Annotated in this window: 19 protein-coding genes, 4 tRNA genes and 1 pseudogene; 5 read left to right on the top strand and 19 right to left on the bottom strand. The window is 61.6% G+C overall.

Features of this window, described 5'->3' with window-relative positions; genetic code table 11:
• Positions 1-110: 110 nt before the first annotated feature.
• Entirely contained in the window at positions 111-1127 is a 1017-nt protein-coding gene (locus CTEST_RS01905) for a DUF3068 domain-containing protein (RefSeq protein WP_047252293.1), read from the bottom strand.
• A gap of 578 nt (positions 1128-1705) precedes the next feature.
• Between CTEST_RS01905 and CTEST_RS01895 the strand changes: the two genes are divergently transcribed.
• A protein-coding gene (locus CTEST_RS01895) for an IS3 family transposase (protein ID WP_407919233.1) occupies positions 1706-2898 on the top strand; the annotation gives its coding sequence in 2 pieces (ribosomal slippage) (positions 1706-1990 and positions 1993-2898; 1191 coding nt in all).
• A 32-nt stretch (positions 2899-2930) separates the two neighbouring features.
• A pseudogene (locus CTEST_RS01890) lies at positions 2931-3788 on the top strand (IS3 family transposase); the annotation flags it as partial.
• A 32-nt stretch (positions 3789-3820) separates the two neighbouring features.
• Here CTEST_RS01890 and CTEST_RS01885 read toward each other — a convergent pair.
• From CTEST_RS01885 to rplJ, 4 genes are all read right to left on the bottom strand, one after another.
• Positions 3821-4120: a hypothetical protein gene (locus tag CTEST_RS01885; RefSeq protein ID WP_047252292.1), complete on the bottom strand. Its 300-nt coding sequence runs from the start codon at positions 4118-4120 to the stop codon at positions 3821-3823.
• A gap of 923 nt (positions 4121-5043) precedes the next feature.
• The gene (locus CTEST_RS01875; RefSeq protein WP_047252291.1) at positions 5044-5232 is read right to left on the bottom strand and encodes a hypothetical protein; all 189 of its coding nucleotides are present in this window, start codon (positions 5230-5232) and stop codon (positions 5044-5046) included.
• Between the two features lie 268 nt (positions 5233-5500).
• Positions 5501-5887 (bottom strand): 50S ribosomal protein L7/L12, encoded by a 387-nt coding sequence (gene rplL / locus CTEST_RS01870; RefSeq protein WP_047254151.1) that lies wholly within the window; start codon positions 5885-5887, stop codon positions 5501-5503.
• Between the two features lie 75 nt (positions 5888-5962).
• Positions 5963-6478: a 50S ribosomal protein L10 gene (gene rplJ / locus CTEST_RS01865; RefSeq protein ID WP_047252290.1), complete on the bottom strand. Its 516-nt coding sequence runs from the start codon at positions 6476-6478 to the stop codon at positions 5963-5965.
• A 431-nt stretch (positions 6479-6909) separates the two neighbouring features.
• Between rplJ and CTEST_RS01860 the strand changes: the two genes are divergently transcribed.
• Entirely contained in the window at positions 6910-8556 is a 1647-nt protein-coding gene (locus tag CTEST_RS01860; protein WP_047252289.1) for an alpha,alpha-phosphotrehalase, read from the top strand.
• Positions 8553-10571 carry a glucose PTS transporter subunit IIA gene (locus CTEST_RS01855; protein ID WP_047252288.1) on the top strand — a complete coding sequence of 673 codons (2019 nt, stop codon included), beginning with the start codon at positions 8553-8555 and terminating at the stop codon, positions 10569-10571. Before CTEST_RS01860 ends, CTEST_RS01855 begins: the two co-directional genes overlap by 4 nt.
• Before the next feature lie 54 nt (positions 10572-10625).
• On the opposite strand, the gene CTEST_RS01850 is transcribed toward CTEST_RS01855, so the two are convergent.
• The 11 genes from CTEST_RS01850 to CTEST_RS01800 form a co-directional block, all read right to left on the bottom strand.
• The gene (locus CTEST_RS01850; protein ID WP_047252287.1) at positions 10626-11840 is read right to left on the bottom strand and encodes an RtcB family protein; all 1215 of its coding nucleotides are present in this window, start codon (positions 11838-11840) and stop codon (positions 10626-10628) included.
• A 369-nt stretch (positions 11841-12209) separates the two neighbouring features.
• Positions 12210-12920 carry a 50S ribosomal protein L1 gene (gene rplA / locus CTEST_RS01845; protein WP_047252286.1) on the bottom strand — a complete coding sequence of 237 codons (711 nt, stop codon included), beginning with the start codon at positions 12918-12920 and terminating at the stop codon, positions 12210-12212.
• 77 nt (positions 12921-12997) lie between these two features.
• Positions 12998-13432, bottom strand: coding sequence for a 50S ribosomal protein L11 (gene rplK, locus CTEST_RS01840; RefSeq protein ID WP_047252285.1), 435 nt, complete (start codon positions 13430-13432; stop codon positions 12998-13000).
• Between the two features lie 207 nt (positions 13433-13639).
• Complete coding sequence (nusG, locus tag CTEST_RS01835) at positions 13640-14449, bottom strand: transcription termination/antitermination protein NusG (protein ID WP_047252284.1); 810 nt, start codon at positions 14447-14449, stop codon at positions 13640-13642.
• Between the two features lie 109 nt (positions 14450-14558).
• The gene (gene secE / locus CTEST_RS01830; RefSeq protein WP_047252283.1) at positions 14559-14897 is read right to left on the bottom strand and encodes a preprotein translocase subunit SecE; all 339 of its coding nucleotides are present in this window, start codon (positions 14895-14897) and stop codon (positions 14559-14561) included.
• Positions 14898-15034: 137 nt separating this feature from the next.
• Positions 15035-15107 (bottom strand) — tRNA-Trp (locus CTEST_RS01825).
• 79 nt (positions 15108-15186) lie between these two features.
• Positions 15187-15261: transfer RNA gene (locus CTEST_RS01820), tRNA-Met, on the bottom strand.
• Between the two features lie 60 nt (positions 15262-15321).
• A tRNA-Thr gene (locus CTEST_RS01815) sits at positions 15322-15394 on the bottom strand.
• A gap of 136 nt (positions 15395-15530) precedes the next feature.
• Positions 15531-15941: a VOC family protein gene (locus CTEST_RS01810; protein WP_047254150.1), complete on the bottom strand. Its 411-nt coding sequence runs from the start codon at positions 15939-15941 to the stop codon at positions 15531-15533.
• A gap of 406 nt (positions 15942-16347) precedes the next feature.
• Positions 16348-16432 (bottom strand) — tRNA-Tyr (locus tag CTEST_RS01805).
• Between the two features lie 83 nt (positions 16433-16515).
• Positions 16516-17532 (bottom strand): polyprenyl synthetase family protein, encoded by a 1017-nt coding sequence (locus CTEST_RS01800; protein ID WP_047252282.1) that lies wholly within the window; start codon positions 17530-17532, stop codon positions 16516-16518.
• Positions 17533-17636: 104 nt separating this feature from the next.
• On the opposite strand from CTEST_RS01800, the gene CTEST_RS01795 reads away from it, so the two are divergent.
• On the top strand, positions 17637-18902 hold the full coding sequence (locus CTEST_RS01795) for a geranylgeranyl reductase family protein (RefSeq protein ID WP_047252281.1): 1266 nt from the start codon (positions 17637-17639) through the stop codon (positions 18900-18902).
• A gap of 278 nt (positions 18903-19180) precedes the next feature.
• Here the strand turns inward: CTEST_RS01795 and CTEST_RS01790 are convergent, their stop codons facing one another.
• Genes CTEST_RS01790 through CTEST_RS01780 form a run of 3 tightly spaced genes read right to left on the bottom strand, consistent with a single transcriptional unit; the run spans position 19181 to position 21555 of the window.
• Positions 19181-19882 (bottom strand): demethylmenaquinone methyltransferase, encoded by a 702-nt coding sequence (locus CTEST_RS01790; RefSeq protein ID WP_047252280.1) that lies wholly within the window; start codon positions 19880-19882, stop codon positions 19181-19183.
• A gap of 26 nt (positions 19883-19908) precedes the next feature.
• Complete coding sequence (locus tag CTEST_RS01785) at positions 19909-21108, bottom strand: glycosyltransferase family 4 protein (RefSeq protein ID WP_047252279.1); 1200 nt, start codon at positions 21106-21108, stop codon at positions 19909-19911.
• Positions 21109-21165: 57 nt separating this feature from the next.
• Positions 21166-21555, bottom strand: a complete 390-nt coding sequence (locus tag CTEST_RS01780; RefSeq protein WP_047254149.1) for a DUF3592 domain-containing protein — start codon at positions 21553-21555, stop codon at positions 21166-21168.
• Between the last annotated feature and the right edge of the window lies 1 nt (position 21556).

Here is a 21556-nt window from a genome sequence, read left to right as displayed (position 1 = left end):
CCTTGTCAAATCGACTTTTTCAAGCGATCCGATCAAGGTTGAGATGCCTACCAGAGACGAATTCCAGCGCAACAAAGTAGCCTATACCATCATCCGCGACTTGTAAAGCCCTAATTTTTACGCGTGTCGTCAGGGTCGTGGGAAGAATTCAGCGGGGACTCTAGCAGAGCCCGCCGTTCAACACGAGCCGGGGACCGGAACGACCCCAGCAACCCAGCGAGCGCCAGAAGAGCACCCACCCCGACGACACCCCAGCGAATAGCCGCGGCGAAGCCGCGGTCAGGGACCTTGCTCGCCTCGGCGAGGTGAGAGTCGATCTGTGCTTGGGACATGCGGCCGTCGAAAAGCAAGACCTGCTCCCGCTTCTCACCATCGACGGTTCCGTAATAATCATCAACATCCTCCCGGATCTCCACGACCAACCCAGAGACCATATCCACAAAGAAGTCCCGCGTCACCGAGTGAAAAAGGTAGCCGCGCGGATCCTCGCCCTCCCCGTCAAAAGTGGTGGTATTCAACGGCGAAGCGAACGACTGCGCCACCATCTCCCGCTCGATGTCCTGGCGATAGCGATACACCGTGCGCCCATCCATCTCCAGCTCCTCAACGAAAGCTGCCGGACGAGTCGCGCGAAGAGTCGGATCAAAAACCTCGTAGGTCGTCTCCTTCGCCTGAGAAGGGAACTTCAACCAATAGCCATCAATCGTGACCTCACTGACCGGACTAGCCAACTGATCACTGAGCACCGCCGGCCCCTCCACCGCGCCAGTGAGACGATCCACACTCAACGTCCACACCTCCGCACTGATCAGCCGATCAAGATCCCCCTGCTGGCTATCACGCATGAGCGTCTCCCCCACCCGCAGCGACGCCTTCTCATTATCAGAAGGATTCTGAATATCCATGTGCAACTGACGACTCACCGGCGCATCCACCACCCGCCCCTCCGGGTCCCCCACCAGCCTCGACTGCGCCGACTCATCCGTCAACGTCCACGTACTACTACCCGAATCCAACGACATCCGCGCATCCAAATGAATAAACCGCGGCGCAATCAACCCAGCCACGACCAGGGCAACGCCCAAGCCAAACAGCAGGACCGAGACAAGACGCGATTTCGCAAGCATGCCCGCTAGGTTACCCGGCAGGCCACGGGCAGCGAGCACTCTCCGTGTCGGTCGTGTTGATATGGAGGCTTGAGAAGCCGATGCGATGGTGACACCACCGTTGCGAATGGTCACGGAAACCAAGCGACCGCTGGAAACCGACGTCGCAACACTGACACCAACTGGATACTCCGCGCTGAGCAGACGCAGGCGCATTTCTCCATCGTCCCCACCAACAGAGACCTGTTTGGGGAATTCGCAGAACACCAGGTCAACACTCCGTGAGCTGCCTGTCTTGACTCTCTTGGCTTAAGCCGTCGGACCATACGTGCGAGAACGTCTTCGTGGCCCAGGCGCACGTGGACCTGGCCTAGGTCAAAACTTCCTAGCCAACTCCAAAGGGATAAAATAAATCATCAACGACTTAGCCAGAAACTACCGAAAGCGCAATCAGTCGCCGCAGTATAAATGAAAAACCCGCTATCACCACTCCGGTTGAACAAATGGGAATCAGTAGTCCGAGCAAGTAGGGGTCTGCTGCACGATCAGGTGACAACCGAGCAGCCTAATCAGATGGTTGGGCTGGAAGGATGTACACCGTGACCAAGCCCTATCCCAAAGAGTTCCGCGATGACGTTGTCCGTGTCGCACGGAATCGTGAGCCCGGTGTCGAGCTCTCCCAGATCGCCAAGGACTTCGGGGTCCACTTCACTACCCTGTACTCGTGGCTGAAGAAGGCTGACCTCGAGGACGGTGAAGTGTTGGGCTCGACTCAGGTTCAGTCGGCTGAACTGCGCGACGCCAAGAAGAGGATCCGTCTCTTGGAGCAGGAGAACGAGGTCCTCCGCCGTGCCGCGGCGTATCTCTCGCAGGCCAATCTGCCGGGAAAATGATGTACCCGCTCGTTCGTGAGTTGGCCGTGGACGGTGTCCCCGTCACGGTGACGTGTCGGGTGCTCAATCTTGCTCGCCAGCCCTACTACCGGTGGCTGGCGGACCCGATCACCGATGCAGAGCTGAATGAGGCTTACCGTGCCAATGCCTTGTTCGACGCCCACCGGGATGATCCCGAGTTCGGCTACCGCTATTTGGTGGATGAGGCCCGCGATCTCGGTCAACCGATGGCAGCGCGCACTGCGTGGCGGATCTGCTCAGACAACCGCTGGTGGTCGGTGTTCGGGAAGAAACGCGGCAAGAACGGTAAGAAGCCCGGTCCACCGGTCCACGATGACCTCTGCGCCGTCACCGATGAGGAGGGCAGAACCCGGCACGAGTTCAAGGCCGATGGCGCGAACGAATTGTGGATCGGCGATATCACCGAGCACTGGACCAATGAGGGCAAGCTCTACCTCTGTGCGTTCAAGGATGTCTACTCCAACCGGATCGTGGGGTACTCGATCGATTCGCGGATGAAGTCCCGCCTAGCCGTGGCTGCCCTCAACAACGCGGTCGCCCGCCGCGGCGACGTGGCCGGCTGCGTGGTCCACACCGACCGCGGGTCTCAGTTCCGTAGCCGGAAATTCGTGCGCGCTCTGGGCATTCACGACATGACCGGATCCATGGGCCGCGTCGGTGCGTGCGGGGACAACGCAGCCATGGAGAGCTTCTTCGCACTCCTGCAGAAGAACGTCCTCGACCGCCGCGCATGGGCCAGCCGAGAAGAGCTCCGGATCGCCATCGTTACCTGGATCGAGAGGACCTACCACCGACGCCGCAGACAGGACCGCCTAGGCCGCTTGACCCCGATCGAGTTCGAGACAATCATGACCACACCAGCCGATCAGGCTGCGTGACTAACCACTGTCACCTGATCGTGCAGCAGACCCTCACGGTGACGTGTCGGGTGCTCAATCTTGCTCGCCAGCCCTACTACCGGTGGCTGGCGGACCCGATCACCGATGCAGAGCTGAATGAGGCTTACCGTGCCAATGCCTTGTTCGACGCCCACCGGGATGATCCCGAGTTCGGCTACCGCTATTTGGTGGATGAGGCCCGCGATCTCGGTCAACCGATGGCAGCGCGCACTGCGTGGCGGATCTGCTCAGACAACCGCTGGTGGTCGGTGTTCGGGAAGAAACGCGGCAAGAACGGTAAGAAGCCCGGTCCACCGGTCCACGATGACCTCTGCGCCGTCACCGATGAGGAGGGCAGAACCCGGCACGAGTTCAAGGCCGATGGCGCGAACGAATTGTGGATCGGCGATATCACCGAGCACTGGACCAATGAGGGCAAGCTCTACCTCTGTGCGTTCAAGGATGTCTACTCCAACCGGATCGTGGGGTACTCGATCGATTCGCGGATGAAGTCCCGCCTAGCCGTGGCTGCCCTCAACAACGCGGTCGCCCGCCGCGGCGACGTGGCCGGCTGCGTGGTCCACACCGACCGCGGGTCTCAGTTCCGTAGCCGGAAATTCGTGCGCGCTCTGGGCATTCACGACATGACCGGATCCATGGGCCGCGTCGGTGCGTGCGGGGACAACGCAGCCATGGAGAGCTTCTTCGCACTCCTGCAGAAGAACGTCCTCGACCGCCGCGCATGGGCCAGCCGAGAAGAGCTCCGGATCGCCATCGTTACCTGGATCGAGAGGACCTACCACCGACGCCGCAGACAGGACCGCCTAGGCCGCTTGACCCCGATCGAGTTCGAGACAATCATGACCACACCAGCCGATCAGGCTGCGTGACTAACCACTGTCACCTGATCGTGCAGCAGACCCTAGGAACCATCCATGAACGACATAGTGTAAAAGAAGACCGAAAAGCCCACAATTATGTATGCCACGTCGAACCAAAATACCTTAATTGGCACCAACAGGAGTGGCAGTCCCATGATAGGCCCAGTCATCCCACCCACTGCCAGAAAGAATGCAACGCGCCCCACGCCTGGCACACCTTCGGCCCCGAAGATATACATCGCCACCCCGATCAGAAACGCACACAGCTCAGGAAGCGGAAGATTCAATCCGAATATTTTAGAAATGGGATCGGATGGACCTACACCATTTTTATCTACCATCGCTAACTCCAATGCGACTAGATACTATCTCGGCCGATCCGATTGGACCATTCCGGGAGAAGGTCTCTCCCGTTCTGCGTACCACATAGAAGACTGTGGAGTTTTGACTTACTCCGAACATCAATAGTCGAAGTATCTACCTCACATGGGGAGATGCGGAGCAGCATCGATAAGCTGTAATACTTTTCAGGTTGATAGTACCCTGACGCAGGACAATTTGGTGCGCTCCTGGCCGCGCCATGAGACCGAGGCCTTCAGTACACCGCGCACACCATCAGGCACCTGCGGTTGAGCTCGAGCAACCCGCCCACCGCCGTCGTCGTCACTACCACCGTCGGATGCACGCGAATGGATGCCAGCATGGACAGCGGGTATGCGGTCTCGCAACTGATCGGTGCCGCAGACCTTGCACTGGCATGCCGAATGTCGCTTGCCCTCAACTTGCAGCCATGGGTGCTGTTGGACGAGCTATCAAATTTCCAGACTCTACAAAGCCCGGGGGTTGACAGACCTCGTCCTCGCCACTTTCTTCACGTGGCGATCTATCAACACAGCCAGCTCGGCCAGAACAACCCCTACCCCTAGCGGAATGAGCGCGGGAGTGAGGATGCCATCGGGAGTTTCAATGCGATAGTAAATTCCGACAGCGGCAGTAACCACTCCGACGCATATCAGCCCCACCAAAAGCCAGGCCGGAGCCCTGAACGTCAGGACGCTTGCGACGGTGGCAACCCCGAAGAGAGCAAGAAAAATGATCGCCAACGCCAACGTGACGGCATTGATCAGTCCGAAGGTGTCAGGTCCACGCCAATACAACTGAAGCAAACCAGTGTGTAAGAAACACCCGAGCGGGAAAATTCTTACGCCCACCTGCAAGAGGATCCCCTGTCAATTGCCCACCGAACTTCCTAGCTCCGTGCGGGTTAACGAGCTTCCGCGCGGCGACCAACCATGTAGACGAGCCATGCGACGACGAAGCCGACGATGAGGAAGCCAACAAATGAGGGCCAACTGTCATAGCGCAGGCCAAGGAAGATGCCATTGGCTAACCCGAGGAAGAACACGATCAGGGCTTTGATTAGTGGTCCGTTTGATGTCTGTTTGTCGGCCATGGTGGGCTCCTCGAATAGTTACGCTGTCGATGTAGGGCGGAGTCTTTGCACCATAATGGCACAGAATCACTCGTGATCGCGACGCCCTCCTCGCGACTTTTAGGTCGCCCGAGAAATCTGACCTGGTCTTTCACCGCCGCTGCAGCCTCGAAATGGCGTTCCGGTCGGGATCAGGGGGTCGGGGTCAGGGGGGGGACGCAGGGCAGGCAACGCGAAACCCCCGTGCGCTGCTGTGAAGCAGTGCACGGGGGCGTCGAAAAGCAAGGAATTACTTGAGGGTGACCTTTGCGCCAGCCTCTTCCAGCTTTGCCTTGGCAGCGTCAGCGTCTTCCTTGGAAGCGCCTTCGAGGACAGCCTTCGGTGCGCCCTCGACGAGCTCCTTAGCTTCCTTCAGGCCCAGGCCGGAGACGAGCTCGCGGACAGCCTTGATGACGCCGATCTTCTTGGCGCCGGCATCCTCGAGGATGACGTCGAACTCGGACTGCTCTTCAGCAGCGGCAGCCTCGCCGCCAGCGGCACCTGCAGCAGCAACGGCGACCGGTGCAGCAGCGGTGACCTCGAAGACCTCTTCGAACTCCTTGACGAACTCGGAGAGCTCGATCAGGGTCATCTCCTTGAAAGCCTCAATGAGCTCGTCCTTGGTGAGCTTAGCCATGATGGCCATCCTTTCTGTGAACCCTTCCGGGTCCGATAAAAATTGTGGGGTTGTGGGTGCGCAGGAACCTGCGACTTAAGCTTCCTTCTTCTCTGCGAGCGCAGCGCCGAGGCGTGCGACCTGAGAAGCGGGAGCGTTGAACAGGCCTGCGGCCTTTGCCAGGTTGCCCTTCATGGCACCAGCCAGCTTCGCGAGAGTGGTCTCGCGGTTGTCCAGCTCGGCGATGGCCTTCACCTGGTCGGCAGACAGTGCGTTGCCGTCCATGTAGCCACCCTTGACGATGAACGCCTTGTTCTCATCGGCGAACTTCTTCATCACCTTTGCGGCGTCGACTGCCTCGCCCTTGATAAAGGCAACGGCGGTCGGGCCGGTGAGTTGATCGTCAAGACCCTCGATGCCCTTTTCCTGGGCAGCGAGCTTGATCAGGGTGTTCTTGGCGACGGAGTACTGGACGTCGAAGCCGAGAGCGCCGCGCAGTTCAGAGATCTGCGCAACGGTCAGGCCACGGTACTCGGTGAGGACCACAGAGGATGCCTCGTCGAACTTAGCCTTGAGCTCTGCGAGCTCGGCCTGGTTCTTAGCGTTTGCCATTACTTCGCCTCCTTCCAATTACGTGTCGTGTTGATCCGCCGGAGCTTCATCCCTGGGCTAACCACACTGGGCTAACCATGGAAAAAGCCCCGTGCAAGAGCACAGGGCGCGTCTTCCCCACGAGGAGGTAAGAGGCTCAAAAGTGTCTCCTGCGTAGGCCGTCCCAGTCGCCTGGGCTCCTTCGATCCTTTCGGATGACCGACGGTCTTCGGTGAAACTTGAGCTCGGCTTTTAGGGCCGTTCAAACTTCGGAAGGTTATGTTAGCGGACTGCCCGCGGTTGTCCAAATCGCCGTGCGGTGCCGGACACGTTTCGGGGGATTGTGCATATTTGCCCTTACATTGCGTTGGCAATCTTATTACGGTGAAAGGGAAGGCTTGTCGCGCGGTTGGGGCGGCAGTAGACGGATCTGAAAGGGTTTCCCCTGCACTATGTCATTTCGTAACAAAGTGGTCTACCAGATTTATCCGAAGTCCTTTCAGGACTCCGATGGCGATGGGGTCGGTGACCTGCGCGGATTGATCCAGCGCGTCCCCTACATCGCCGAGCTGGGCCCGGACATGGTCTGGTTCAACCCCTTCTTCGTCTCACCCCAGCGCGACAATGGCTACGACGTCGCAGACTACCGGGCGATCGACCCGAGCATGGGGACGATGGAGGACCTCGAGGAGCTTATCGCCGCCCTAGCGTCCCACAACATCGGGGTCATGTTCGACATGGTGCTCAACCACTCCTCCACCGAGCACGAGTGGTTCCAGCGCGCTCTGGCGGGCGAGCAGAAGTACCGCGATTACTACTTCATTCGCCCGCCCGGCCCTGATGGTGGTCTGCCCAACAACTGGGAGTCGAAGTTTGGTGGCGATGCGTGGGCCCCGTTCGGCGATACCGGCGACTACTACCTGCACCTTTTCGATGTCACTCAGGCCGACCTCAATTGGCGTAACCCAGAGGTGCGGAGGGAAATGGCGGACATCGTCAATTTCTGGGCGGATAAGGGGGTCACGGGTTTCCGCTTCGACGTGATTAACCTCATTTCCAAAGACGAGGACTTGGGTTCCTCCCCGGCGGGCGTGGATCCCCGCGTCATGTACACCGACGGCGAGCACGTCGACGAATGGCTCCACGAGCTCAATGAGGCGTCCTTCGGATCAATCCCGGAGCACATCACCGTCGGCGAGATGTCGTCGACGACCATCGACCGCTGTGTGTCCTACTCGCGCCCCGATAACCGCGAGCTGGACATGGTCTTCAGCTTCCACCACCTCAAGGTGGACTACCCCGAGGGCCAGAAGTGGGCGCTGGCCCCCTTCGAGCCGATGGCTTTGGCGCACAAGCTCAACGAGTGGGCCGAAGGGATGCAAGATGGCGGCGGCTGGAACGCCCTGTTCCTCAACAATCATGATCAGCCCCGCGCCCTCGACCGCTTCGGTGACGCACACACGTGGCGCGTCGAATCCGCCACCATGCTGGCCACGATGATCAACCTCCTGCGCGGCACGCCCTTCATTTACATGGGCGAGGAGATCGGCATGACCGATCCCGAATACGCCGGCATTGGGTCCTACGTTGATGTCGAGGCCCGCAATGCGTTCAGCTTGCTTGTCGACGCCGGTGCTACCTCCGACGATGCCTTCGCCATCGTCGCCGCCCGCGCGCGCGACAACTCGCGCACCCCCATGCAGTGGGATGATTCCCCCGGCGCCGGCTTCACCACCGGCACTCCGTGGCTCATGCCCACCAACCAGGACCGCATTAACGTGCGCGACGAGCTGGCTGAGGGCCGGATTTTCCGCCACTACCAAGAACTTTTCCGCCTCCGGCGCGAGATTCCCGATATCGCTGACGGCTCCTATCAGGCCTGGAATCTGGACCACGACCACGTCTACGCCTACCTGCGTGACTCCGTGTTTGTGGCCTGCAACCTCACCCAGGAGCCGACGAGCATCGAACTACCCGCAGATTTCCTTCATTCCCGCATCCTCATCAACAACTACCCCGGAGACCTATCCACACCCGACTCCCCGACCTTGAATTTACTGCCCTACCAGGCACTGGCCTTGATTAAAGGAGAATCATGAGCGAGACAGTTTCAGTCCTGTCCCCCATTAAGGGAACGATCATTCCCATTGAAGATGTCCCTGATCCCGTTTTCGCTAAGAAGACGATGGGTGAGGGCTTCGGCATCGCCGATACCCCCGGCGGGGACGTTGTCGCTCCCATTAGCGGAACCGTCGTCATGGTGGCCAAGACCGGCCACGCCATCGGCTTCAAGACTGCCGACGGAATGCAGTTCCTCGTCCACCTCGGCATCGACACCGTTGAGCTGGAGGGCCGCCCCTTCACTATCGACGTCGCCAAGGGCGATGAGGTCACCGCCGGCGACAAGGTCGCCACCATGGACGTGGACACCATCGTCGAGGCTGGCAAGTCCACGACCACCGTCGTCATCGTCACCAACACGAAGAAGAAGCTCGACCACCTCGACGTGACCACCGGCCCCGCCGAGCTCGGCGCCGAAGTGGCGCAGGCTTTCCCCCTCGCGGCGGAGGCCGCCGCACCGGCGGCGACGGACGTGGCAACGCAGGGTAACGCGGACGTCGATACGCAACGACCCGCCAACCTCACCGGATTCGACGCCACCGCCTGGGACATCATCGACGGAATCGGCGGAGCCGAGAACGTCCGCAGCGTGACGCACTGCATCACCCGCGTGCGCTTCTACCTCAAGGACGAATCCAAGGCCGACGACGCCCACGTGGCCGACCTCGACGGCGTCATCGACGTGGTCAAGGCCGGCGGCCAGTACCAAGTGGTCATCGGCCCCGACGTCGAAGACGTCTACAACGCCATCACCGCACAGATCGGCGGCGGTGACGCCCCCATCGACGACGGCGGCGAGGAACGGGAAAAGCCCACCACCGCGGTCGGCTGGATCAAGTACGGGTTCTCCGAGCTCATCGGCGTGATCACCGGCTCGATGATCCCCATCATCGGCCTGCTGGCAGCCTCCGGCATCATCAAGGGCATCCTGTCCCTGCTGCTCACCTTCGATGTCATCACCAACACGTCGAACACCTTCCAGATCATCAACGCGATGAGCGACGCGGTGTTCTTCTTCCTCCCGATCTTCGTCGGCTTCACCGCCGCCCGCAGACTCGGGGCGGACCCCATCATCGTCTCCATCATCGGCGGTGTGCTCTGTTACCCAGCACTGGTCGAGATGGCTTCCACCGAGGGCGAAAACTCCATCCTCGGCATGTCGCTCAACTCCGACTTCTTCGGCATCCCGCTGCACATGGCGAGCTACACCTACTCGATCTTCCCGATCATCGTCGCCGCATGGCTGGCCAGCATCGTCGAACCCTGGCTGCGCAAGGTCATCCCGAATACGGTCCGCATGATCTTCCTGCCGCTGGCCGAGGTCATCATCGTCTCCCTGGCCATCATCTTGGTCCTGGGCCCCATCGTCATGTTCATCTCCACCGGCATCGCGAACCTCATCCAGGGGCTCTACGATCTCTCCCCGACCATCTCCGGCACCTTCATCGGCGCCTTCTACCAGTCGCTGGTCATCTTCGGCCTCCACTGGGCCGTCATCCCACTCGTCGCCCAGGACATCGCCTCCCAGGGCAACTCCTACCTCAACGCCATCATCTCCGCGACGATGGTCGCCCAGGGTGGCGCGGTCCTCGCCGTGTTCCTCAAGACCAAGCTGGACAAGATCAAGGCCATCTCCGGCCCGGCCGCCATCTCCGCGTTCTGTGGTGTCACCGAGCCCGCCATGTACGGTGTCAACCTCAAGTATGGCCGCGTGTTCATCATGGCCTCCATCGGCGGCGCCTGCGGTGGTCTGCTCACCGGCCTGTTCAACGTCAACATGTGGGGCTTCACCGGCTCGCTCATCGGGTTCACGTCCTTCGTTAACCCCGACGGCCTGGACTTCAGCTTCTGGGGCTTCCTCATCGCCTCGAGTGTGGCGCTGGGCGTGTCCTTCGTCCTCACCTGGTTCTTCGGCTTCAAGGATTCCGACGTCGAGGCCGTCCGCGAGGTGAAGAAGGTCCGCCTCGGACGCCGCGACCCCGTGGCCAAGTAACAGTAATCTGCCTCCAGGGCCGGCTCCGCGGAGCCGGCCCTTCGGCGATTCTTTTTACGTCCCCTTGACGTTGAGCACCTGGCGCAGCCGGTGCCGCACCTTCACCAGGGGCTCGGCATCCACCATGACCTGGTCGATGTCCTTGTAGGCATCGGGGATCTCATCCACCCAGGCATTACCCGGGCGGTAGACGATACCCGTCATCCGCTCCGCCAAGTCCTCGGCGGTGTACGCAGCCCGCGCCTGCGTCCGGGACAACCGACGCCCCGCCCCGTGCGGCGCGCTCGCCAAGGAAGGCGGGTAGCCGCGACCGTCGACGACGTAGGAGGCGGTGCCCATCGATCCGGGGATCAACGCAGAGTCACCTTCCGCGGCCCGGACCGCACCCTTGCGCGTGACCCACACGTTGCGGCCATAGTGGTCCTCTTTGACGGTGTAGTTGTGGTGGCAGTTGATGCGTTCCTGCTCCACGACCTCCGCGCCGAGGAAATCGGCCAGCGCCGCGCGGAAGCGATCCATCATTTCCTCCCGGTTGAGCCAGGCGAAGCGCTGCGCCCACGCCAGGTCCGCCAGGTAGGAATCGAACTCGGGAGTGCCGGCTACGAGGTAGGCCAGGTCCGCGTTCGGCAGGCGGATCCAGTGCTTGGCGCAATGCTCCTGAGCGGCCCGGATGTGCTGCTGAGCGATCTTGTTGCCCACGCCGCGGGAGCCGGAATGCAGGAACATCCACACGGTGTCCTCCTCGTCGAGGCAGAGCTCGATGAAGTGGTTGCCGCCGCCCAAAGATCCGAGCTGCTGGCGCCACTTCGGGGAGTGCGACAGGTCGACGCCCGTCGCCTCCGCCAAGGTGGACAGCTCCCGGGTACGCACGTCAGCGGTCGTGCCCGCCAGGGCCCAATCGTTGTAGTTGCCCGGGGACAGCGGGATGGAGGCCTCGATGGCGTCGCGCAGTTGGGTGAGGTCACGTCCCTCCAGGTCGGCGGCCGTGAACGTCGTGCGGACGCCGATCATTCCGCAGCCGATGTCCACGCCGACCGCCGCCGGGATGACGGCGTCGATCGTGCCGAACACGGTGCCCACCGCGGAGCCCATGCCGACGTGCGCGTCGGGCATGAGAGCAACGTGCGGGTACACGAAGGGAAGAGAAGCCAGGGCCTTGGCCTGGTCAATGGTGCCCTGCTCGATCACCGTCGCGAAGATCTCAACCTTCGGACGACGGGTGTGCAGATTGCGCAGGGTCGGCGCCTTGGAGCGCCTTCGGGGAGACATAGTGCTCCTCCTTGTCATGTCTGAAAAATGGGACAGAGCGGACAAGGCGAGAGCCATAAAAAAAGGCCACCGCGATACGAGTGTCCGCCCTGCATGGTCAGGGCCGGCGAACATCCTCGCTATCGGGGGCTAATAGAAGCCGCGGAGAACTCAATCACCGATAGGAGGGCTCGCCTGTTGAGACTGCAAAAAAATCATGCGGTCATATGACACGGTGGCTCCTCCTTCGGTTTCTTGGTCGTTGTTGTTCGGGCCTGAGAAAAGACCTTAAAGTAGCCAACGAGAGCCTGTCAAGGCTCACAAGCAAAAAGAAAACCCCGTGGGTACCGCACAGCGGTACCCACGGGGTCGTCGAAAAGCAGCAGGCGATTAGGCCTCGCCGGTCCAGTTCTTCTGCACCGACGGATCAACCGGGATGCCCGGGCCGGAGGTGGAAGACAGGGTGATCTTCTTCATGTAGATACCCTTCGCGGAGGACGGCTTGATGCGCTGCAGCTCCTCGATGAGGGCGCCGTAGTTCTCAGCCAGAGCCTTCTCATCGAAGGAAGCCTTACCGATGGCGGCGTGCAAGTTAGCAGCCTTATCCACGCGGAAGGAGATCTTGCCGCCCTTGACCTCAGAGATTGCCTTAGCAACATCGTTGGTGACGGTACCGGTCTTCGGGTTCGGCATGAGACCACGAGGGCCGAGGACGCGAGCCACGCGGCCAACCTTGGCCATCTGATCCGGGGTGGCGATAGCGACATCGAAGTTGATGTTGCCGTCGTTGATCTGCTCGATCAGCTCATCGGTGCCAACAACGTCAGCGCCAGCAGCCTCAGCCTCAGTAGCCTTCTCGCCAGCAGCGAAAACGGCAACGCGGACAGTCTTACCCGTGCCGTGCGGCAGAGAGACGGTGCCACGAACCAGCTGATCAGCCTTGCGGGGATCAACGCCGAGGCGGATAGCAACCTCAACCGAAGCATCGTAGTTCTTGGAGGAGGTCTCCTTGACCAGCGTGGTGGCGTCGATCGGAGCGTAGAGACGACCCTTGTCGACCAGCTCAGCGGCTGCCTTGTACGCCTTAGACTTCTTGCTCATTGTGCAATTCCTGTTCTTTAAGGAGTTGGGTGGTCAACGGGCCGGAGCTGGCCCTGCCACGTGTATTGAGTGAGGGACTAACCCTCGACCTCGATGCCCATGGAACGGGCGGTACCAGCGACGATCTTGGCAGCAGCCTCGATGTCACGAGCGTTGAGGTCTTCCTTCTTGGTCTCCGCGATCTCCTTGACCTGAGCCATGGTGACCTTGCCCACCTTCTGGGTGTGCGGAACGCCGGAGCCCTTCTGCAGGCCAGCAGCCTTGAGCAGCAGCTTGGCAGCAGGCGGGGTCTTCAGCTTGAAATCGAAGCTGCGATCCTCGTAGACAGTGATCTCGACGGGGACAACGTTGCCACGCTGGGACTCAGTCGCAGCGTTGTACGCCTTGCAGAACTCCATGATGTTGACACCATGAGCACCAAGGGCCGGGCCGACCGGAGGAGCCGGGTTAGCAGCACCTGCATCGATCTGCAGCTTGATCAGGCCAGTGACCTTCTTCTTCTTGGGAGCCATCGAATTACCTTCTTCCGTGTTACCGGGACAACCGCCACGATGATGACAGTTCCCGTCCGGATGCCGAGCCCCGCTACCAGCTTCTAACGCACTGGGTCTTCGCGTATCTCGGCCACCGGGGATTATGAGTTAATGGGCGTGCGACAATCGTGCGGCACACGCGGACGCCAATCATACGGCACCCGAGGTCAGCAACTCAAATCCAGGTCAGTTGACCTTCTCAATCTGATCGGCGGTCAACTCCACCGGGGTCTCACGGCCAAAGATCGACACCAGAGCCTGGATCTTGCCGGTCGAATGATCGATCTCAGAAATCGTCGCGGACACCGAGGCCAACGCGCCAGTAAGAATCGTGACGGCCTCGCCCACCTCGAAGTCAATGGAGTGCGCCGGCTTCGCCTGCTCCTCCGGCATCGCGATGACCATCTCGCCATCAGCGTTGGCGGTGGCCACCTCACCCTCCAGGGTCGGCTCCTTCGGCATCAAGAACTTTGCGACGTCCCGGTGCTTCACCGGAGTCGCGTTCCCCTCGTTGCCCACGAAGCTGGTCACACCCGGGGTATCGCGAACCACCGACCATGCGGCGTCATTGAGCTCCATGCGGACCAGCACGTAACCCGGCAACAGCTTGCGCTTCACCGTCTTACGCTTGCCATCCTTGATCTCCACGACCTGCTCGATCGGAACAACAACGTCGTAGATGAACTCCTCGACCTCCAGGGTCTGAGCGCGCATATCAAGGTTCGTCTTCACCTTGTTCTCATACCCCGAGTAGCACTGAATGATGTACCACTGACCCGGCTGCTTCTTCAGCTCACGCGTGTACTCACGCAGACGCGTCTTGTACGCAGCCTCCGCGTCCTCCTCATCGGTATCACCCAACGCAGCCGCCGCCGCAGCAAGAGTTTCCTCCTCCTGCTGCGCAGCCGCCTGCTCAGCCTCCGACTGCTCGACCTCAGCGGTCGACTCAGTGAAATCCGTCGGCTCCAGAGCCTCAGTGTTGTTCTCGTCGCTCATTCTTATACTCCCAGGTTGAGGATGATCCACTTGCGGCCATCCTAACGAATAATCCCGCCTTACCCTGGCGGGTCCGGCGGGAAGAAAAGCTTGATAGAAGTGACTGTACCTAAGGGGAGAGAATCTTCTCAACTCCGGCCCCGGCCAGGAAGTCCACGCTCGACACCAGCGCCGTCACCACAATGAGGAAAGCAAACACCACGAGGGTGTACGTCACCATCTGGCGAGCCGTCGGCCAAATGACCTTGCGCACCTCAGAGACAACCTCCGGAAGGAACGCCGCAACGCCGCCACCCGGCTTGCCGCTATCATCCGTCGCCGGCTTGGCAACATTCTTCGCCTCGAAAGAAGAAGTAGTCGTCGTCCCAGCACCGCTGCCGGTCAGCTGACGCTTGCCCGTCGGGCGGGCTGCCCCAGCGCCGGTCGGGTTCGACAGTTCTTCAGCCACAGCTCTCCTCGAAAAATACTTCACTGGTGTTTCTGGTGATTAAGACCTTCCAGAGCCTACCAGAGACCCCGAAATTAAGAACTAACGCAGATGGGCCGGCTCTGAGAAAACCTCAGAACCGGCCCACCTTCCAAGTGCAGGGGCGACAGGACTCGAACCTGCAACCTACGGTTTTGGAGACCGTTGCTCTACCAATTGAACTACGCCCCTTGGACGGCTGCCTTGTCAGCAGCACGGTTGTGACCTTACCAGAACGCAAATTCCGGCGTGATCGTGGGAGTGATCTCCCTGGTAGCGATGGCGAGAATTGAACTCGCGACACAGCGATTATGAGTCGCTTGCTCTACCACTGAGCTACACCGCCAGATGGCCGTCGCTTCCACCCCTGTGCCACAGGCGGACAACCGCGGGATAAAAACAACAGAGCCCCCTGTCAGAATCGAACTGACGACCTTTTCCTTACCATGGAAACGCTCTGCCGACTGAGCTAAGGGGGCACAGCCTCTGTGGAATTGTGGGCCAGATTTCTCTTGCCCCGCTCCGTTGAAGCCTCACAAAGGTTAACCCGATCGACAATAGTTACACAAATCGCCAGCTTAAGGCCGGTTTTTGCTAGTTCATTGTCGGGTACTTTTAAAGCACTTCATCGGTGCTCCCAGCGCCATAGTGCGCCACCTCGATGAGGTTGCCATCTGGATCACGGGCATACAAGGACGTGATCGGCCCCAGTGCCCCAGAGCGCTGGATAGGACCCTCGTGGATCTCAATCCCGGCCGCCTCCCACGCCGCCAGCGACTCCTCCACCGTCAGCTCCGTAACAAAGCAGATATCGAGGGTGCCAGGAGCGTCCACCTTCGCCGTTCCCCAATTGGTGGCCCCTGTGGTCCGCAGGTTGATCTTTTGCCCGCCGAACACCAGAGCAGTCCGCCCCTCGCCGTACTGCTGGACCTGCATTCCCAGCGCCCTCTGGAACCAAGCGGCCGTCACGGCAACATCGGCGCAATTGAGAACGAGGTGGTCGATCCTGCTGACGTTGACGGGCATGTCCACACGATACGTGCGCTGTGTGATCGCGACGCCCTCCTCGCGACTTTTGGCCGCTCCCACAATTGCGACCTGGGCTTTTGGCGCCGCCACTGCCCTGAAATGGCGTTCCGGTCGCGATCAGGGCGTCGCGATCACGAGTTAAGTAGCAAAGGTGTCCGATTCCCTCGTCACCACGCCTGCGCACAGCGACGAGAAACCCAAAACCAGCACTTCCTAACAACTCCGGGGTAAATCGCCCCTCCAACTCCCCCGAGTTGTTAGGAAGTGCGGGTTTTCATCGACTCAGTGGGTATCCAACAGAGATGACCCGTGCGGCACGCCGGGGCCAGACACATTGTGGTACCTACCCGGCACGCAGCAGAAAACCCACCGCCCAGAATTATCTGGATGATGGGTTTTCTTGTGGTGCCAGGTAGAAGATTCGAACTTCTGTAGGCAATGCCGACGGATTTACAGTCCGCTCCCTTTGGCCGCTCGGGCAACCTGGCGCGCACCAGAAGGTGCGTTGAATACTCTACTATGCCGCACCACTCCCGAGGCAAATCGGCAGCTCAGCTACCAATTCCGGGCGCTATCCTACTCGTCGCATGGTGTAGGCGGTGAGCAATTTGAGGGCTTCGGTGGCACGCCCCTCGGGTAGGCGGGCGATCTGTGTCTCGGCCTCCGTGAGGTAGCGCTGAACTTCCGCTAGAGCTCGCGCGCGTCCGGTGGACTGCTCCAGCAATTCCAATGCCAGGGCGACGTCTTCGTCGGTGGTCAGCGGGCCGACGAGCAGCGCGCGCAGCTGGTCGCCCACGGGGCTGTCCTCGGCGAGCGCGTAGAGCACCGGGAGGGTGAATACGCCCTCGCGCAGGTCGGTGCCGGGGGTTTTTCCGGATTCGGCGGGGTCGGAGAAGATATCGATGATGTCGTCGACGATCTGGAAAATCATGCCGATCGCACCACCGAGCCTGGTCAGCGCATCGACGTGTTCTGCAGATGCCCCACCGTGGACGGCTCCCAAATGCCCAGCCGAGGCGATGAGCACGCCGGTCTTTTCGTGGATGACCTTCATGTAGTGCTCGATCGGGTCACCGTCTTCGGCGCCGATGGTCTCGCGCATTTGTCCGGTGACCAGGTCCTGGAATGTCTGCGCGAAGTGGGCGACGGTGGCCACGTCAAGCTCGCTCATGAGGCGGGAGGCGTGGGCGAAGAGGATATCTCCGGCGAGGATTGCCACCGAGTTGGTCCAGCGGGCATTCGCCGAGGGCACGCCTCGTCGCAGGTCAGCCTCGTCCATGACGTCGTCGTGGTAGAGGGTGGCCAGGTGAACCAGTTCGAGGACGGTGGCGGCCTTGACCACGTTTTCCGAGCCTGCGTGCGGCCCGTATTCGGAGGCCAGCAGCGCCATCATCGGTCGGAAGCGTTTGCCACCGGCTTTGGTCAGGTGCATGACCTTATCGACGAGGAAGTCCTCGCCCTTCGCCAGCTCGACGTCCAACAGCTCCTCCACAGCCCCCAGGCCGACGGAGATGCGCTGGTTGAGCTCGGCGTCACCCAGGTCCACGTGCCCGGCGGTACGGGGCTGATGGGTAGTGCCGTGGGTCATTGTCGAGTGTCCTTGCGCGCGTGTAAGAGGGTGATAAATAATCGCATTCAACCGTAGTCCAAAGATGCCTCCCACCACACTCCGGGGTCGGGCGACATGCCACAATGGGGTGCGTGATTGACTGTGATGTCCTCGTTATCGGCGCGGGCCCGGCGGGTTCCGCGGCCGCGATTCACGCCGCAGAGGCAGGCCATGAGGTCCTCCTCATCGACTCCGCCTCCTTCCCCCGCGACAAAACCTGCGGCGATGGGCTCACTCCCCGCGCGATCCATCAGCTCACCCGACTCGGCCTATCCGAGCAGGTCACCGGCAATTATCACAACAAGGGCCTCAAGTTGCACGGCTTCGGCGGTTCCGTCACCGCACCGTGGCCCGCGGGCCACTTCGGCACCGTCGGTTCCGCCATGCCCCGTCAGCTTTTCGACGCCCTCCTCGCCCGCACCGCCGTCCAACGCGGCGCCCACCTGTGGGAGGGTGCCACGGCGGTCGCCGCCCAACGGGCGGCCGACGGTGCGGTAGAGATGGTGACGGTGAGTCACGGGGGCGTCGATAAGCATGTCCACCCACGGTGGATCATCGTCGCCGATGGCGTGCGCTCCACCTTCGGCAAACTCCTCGGCCGCCAATGGCACAAAGGCGAGGTCTACGGCATCGCAGCACGCTCCTACTGCGACACCCCCCACTCCACCGAACCGTGGATCCACTCCCACGTCGAACTCCGCGACGAAACCGGCGAAGTCCAGCCCGGATACGGCTGGATCTTCCCGCTCGGCGACGGCCGCGTCAACCTCGGCGCCGGCGCCCTCTCCACCGATGCGCGCCCCGCCAAAGTGAACACCAAAAAACTCCTCGCCCACTACGCCGCCCAACAGCGCGACACCTGGCAACTCGGCCCCGAACAATCCGTCGCCTCCGCCCTCCTCCCACTCGGCGGGGCCGTCTCCAACGTCGCCGGACCCAACTGGATACTCATCGGCGACGCCGCTGCCTGCGTCAACCCCCTCAACGGCGAAGGAATCGACTACGGCCTCGAAACCGCCGAACTCGCCATCAACCTCCTCGGCCCCGCCCCACTCACGCACGCCTGGCCCGCCCTGCTCCGCGAACAATACGGCGAAGCCTTCCTCCTCGCCCGAACCGCCGCCCGCCTACTGACCTACCCCCGATTCCTCCCCCTCGTCGGCCCGCTCGGCCTGCGTGGACCCATCGGCGCGCTGATCATGCCCGCGGCGGCTCGCCTCATGGGCAACCTCGTCACTGACGACGACCGCGACCTCATCGCCCGCGCCTGGCGCCTCGCCGGCTGGGGAGTGTCCAAGGTGCGTCGCGATACGCCGCTGTGGGCCGGGGCCGAAACCCGCGTTGGCTAACAACTCCGACTCCTCGCGACACCCCCAGAGCCTCGAGTTGTTAGGAAGTGCAGGTTTGCCCTTCGAAACCCGCGTTGGCTAACAACTCTGACTCCTCGCGACACCCCCGGAGCCTCGAGTTGTTAGGAAGTGCAGGTTTGCCCTTCGAAACCCGCGTTGGCTAACAACTCTGACTCCTCGCGACACCCCCGGAGCCTCGAGTTGTTAGGAAGTGCGGGTTTGCCCTCCGAAACCCGCGTTGGCTAACAACTCCGACTCCTCGCGACACCCCCAGAACCCTAAGTTGTTAGCGAATGCGGCTTTAGCGCCGAGTGCATCGCCACGATGCCGAGGCTTAGGTTCTGCCACCCCGCCTCCGACCAGCCGTTGGCATTGATGCGCCGGGCGAGTTCTTCCTGTCCCGGCCAGGCCCGGATGGATTCCGCCAGGTAGATGTAGGCCTCCGGGTTGGAGGAGACTGCTCGCGCCATCGGCGGAATGAGGCGCATGAGGTATTCCTTGTAGACCGTGGAAAACACCGGGACGACCGGGGTGGAGAACTCCGCGATGGTGAGTCGCCCTCCGGGCTTGGTCACGCGGGCCATTTCTCGCAAGGCGGCCTCGTGGTCGTGGATGTTGCGCAGGCCGTACGAGATGGTGACGGCGTCGAAGGAATTGTCCTCGAAGGGTAGGTTCATGCCATCGCCGACGACCTTGGGCACGTTCCGATCGCGCCCTGCCGCCAGCATGCCTTGGGAGAAGTCGCAGGCCACGCACCAGGCGCCGGATTTGGAGAGCTCGACGGTCGAGACAGCTGTGCCGGCCGCGAGGTCCAGGACCTTTTCTCCTGGTTTGAGGTTGAGTCGCTCGCGGGTGCGGCGGCGCCACCGGCGGTCTTGTCCGAAGGAGAGGACGGTGTTGGTGAGGTCGTACTTTTCCCCGACGGCGTCGAACATCGAGGCCACGTCGAAGGGATTTTTGTCTAGGTCTGCCTTAGCCACACTGTGAGTCTAGGCGAGAGCTTGCTTTAAGCCACTCGCGCGCCCAGGGCCTTCGCGGCCCAGAGGGGAAGTTCGGGGCGGGGGCCGAAGAAGGTCAGCGGGACGCGCTGGGATTCCTCGAGTACGTCTGTGTAGTAGCCCATGAGCTGGTCGCAGAGAGATTCCCAGGTCTTGGAGCGCACGGAGGTGCGGGCGTTGGTTCGAAGTTGTGCGTGTCGCTGTGGGTTGAGGAGCCATTCGGCGGCGGCGGGTAGGTTGGCGGTGAACGTATCGACGTCGAGGAGCAGGCCGTTGTAGCGTTCCTGGATGAGGTCGACGGGGCCGCCGGCTCGGGGGCCGATGGTGGGAACGCCGGAGGCCTGGGCTTCTTGGATCGTCTGGCAGAACGTTTCGAATTCGCCGGTGTGCACGAAGAGGTCGAGGGAGGCGTAGGCCTGGGCTAGCTCCTCGCCCTCGAGGGCTCCGGTGAAGACGGCGGAGGGCATGAGCGATTCCAGTTCTTCGCGGGAGGGTCCGTCGCCGATGATCACGAGTTGGATGTCGCGTCGGTTGGCGAGGCTGACCAGGCGGTGGACGCCCTTTTCGGAGGCCAGGCGCCCCACGAAGCCGACGATGTTTCGGCGTCCGCTGGGGTCCCATGCGCGGCGTAGCCGGTTGGATCGCTTCTTTGGGTCAAAGCGAACGGCATCGACGCCGCGCCCCCAGTGGCGGACGTGGTGGATGCCGTGTTTGCGCAGCTCCGCGATGGTGAGGGATGAGGGGGCGAGGGTGCGTTGGCAGGTGTTGTGGATGGTGCGGGTCCAGTCCCATGCGGCGGTGGCGAGGGGGGTGAGGTGGTATTTGGTGGCGAAGCCGGCGATGTCGGTTTGGTAGACGGCCACGGCCGGGACGCGGAGTTGGCGGGCGGCAAAGGCTCCGGCGGCCCCGAGGACGAAGGGGCTGGCGAGGTGGACGATGTCGGGTTGGAAAGCGCGGAGTTCGTCGGCGACGGTGGTGTTGGGGATCCCGATGGGCAGGGAATCGATGAGGGGGATGCGGACGGTGGGTACGCGGATGATCTCGAAGCCGAGGTAGTCGCCGATTTCTTCTTGGAATTCTCGGGCGCCGGGGGCGATGACAACGGCGTCGTGGCCTTCCCGGTGGAGGTGTTCTAGGACCCGGAGGACGGAGTTGGTGACTCCGTTGACGTTGGGGAGGAAGGACTCGGCAACTATCGCAACTCGCATGCGGGCAATGGTTCCTTCCTCAGGCAACGTGGCATTGATCGGGGAGTTTATTCTTGGCTAACTTTCGGTGAACCGGGGTCGGGTGAAGAAGCTCACTGCCCACCACAATAGTCCGGCGATGATGACCGATACCACGGCCAGGCTGAGGGCGGGGATGATGGCGAGGGTCCATGCGCGGCCTTCCACTTTGACCAGGTCAGGGTCCGCGGTGGAGTAGTTGACCCAGACGCGCTGGCCTTCGCCGAGGCCGGTGGGATAGAGCAGTCCGGTTGGTGGGGAGTGGTAGATGCCGTCGCTGTCGCGGAAGTCGACGGTTGTGCGGAAGGTGGAGATTCCGGTGACGGTGGCCAGGGCGCGGCCGGGGTTGTCGTCGATGGCGCGGTCGTTGAGCCAGGCGCCCGTGATGAGGCTGGCGCAGCCGAGCATGGCGGCGATGAACAGCGCCATG

Origin of the sequence: Corynebacterium testudinoris (genome assembly GCF_001021045.1) — a bacterium.
Taxonomy (GTDB): Bacteria; Actinomycetota; Actinomycetes; order Mycobacteriales; family Mycobacteriaceae; genus Corynebacterium; species Corynebacterium testudinoris.
This window is presented reverse-complemented; position numbering and strand designations above follow the sequence as displayed.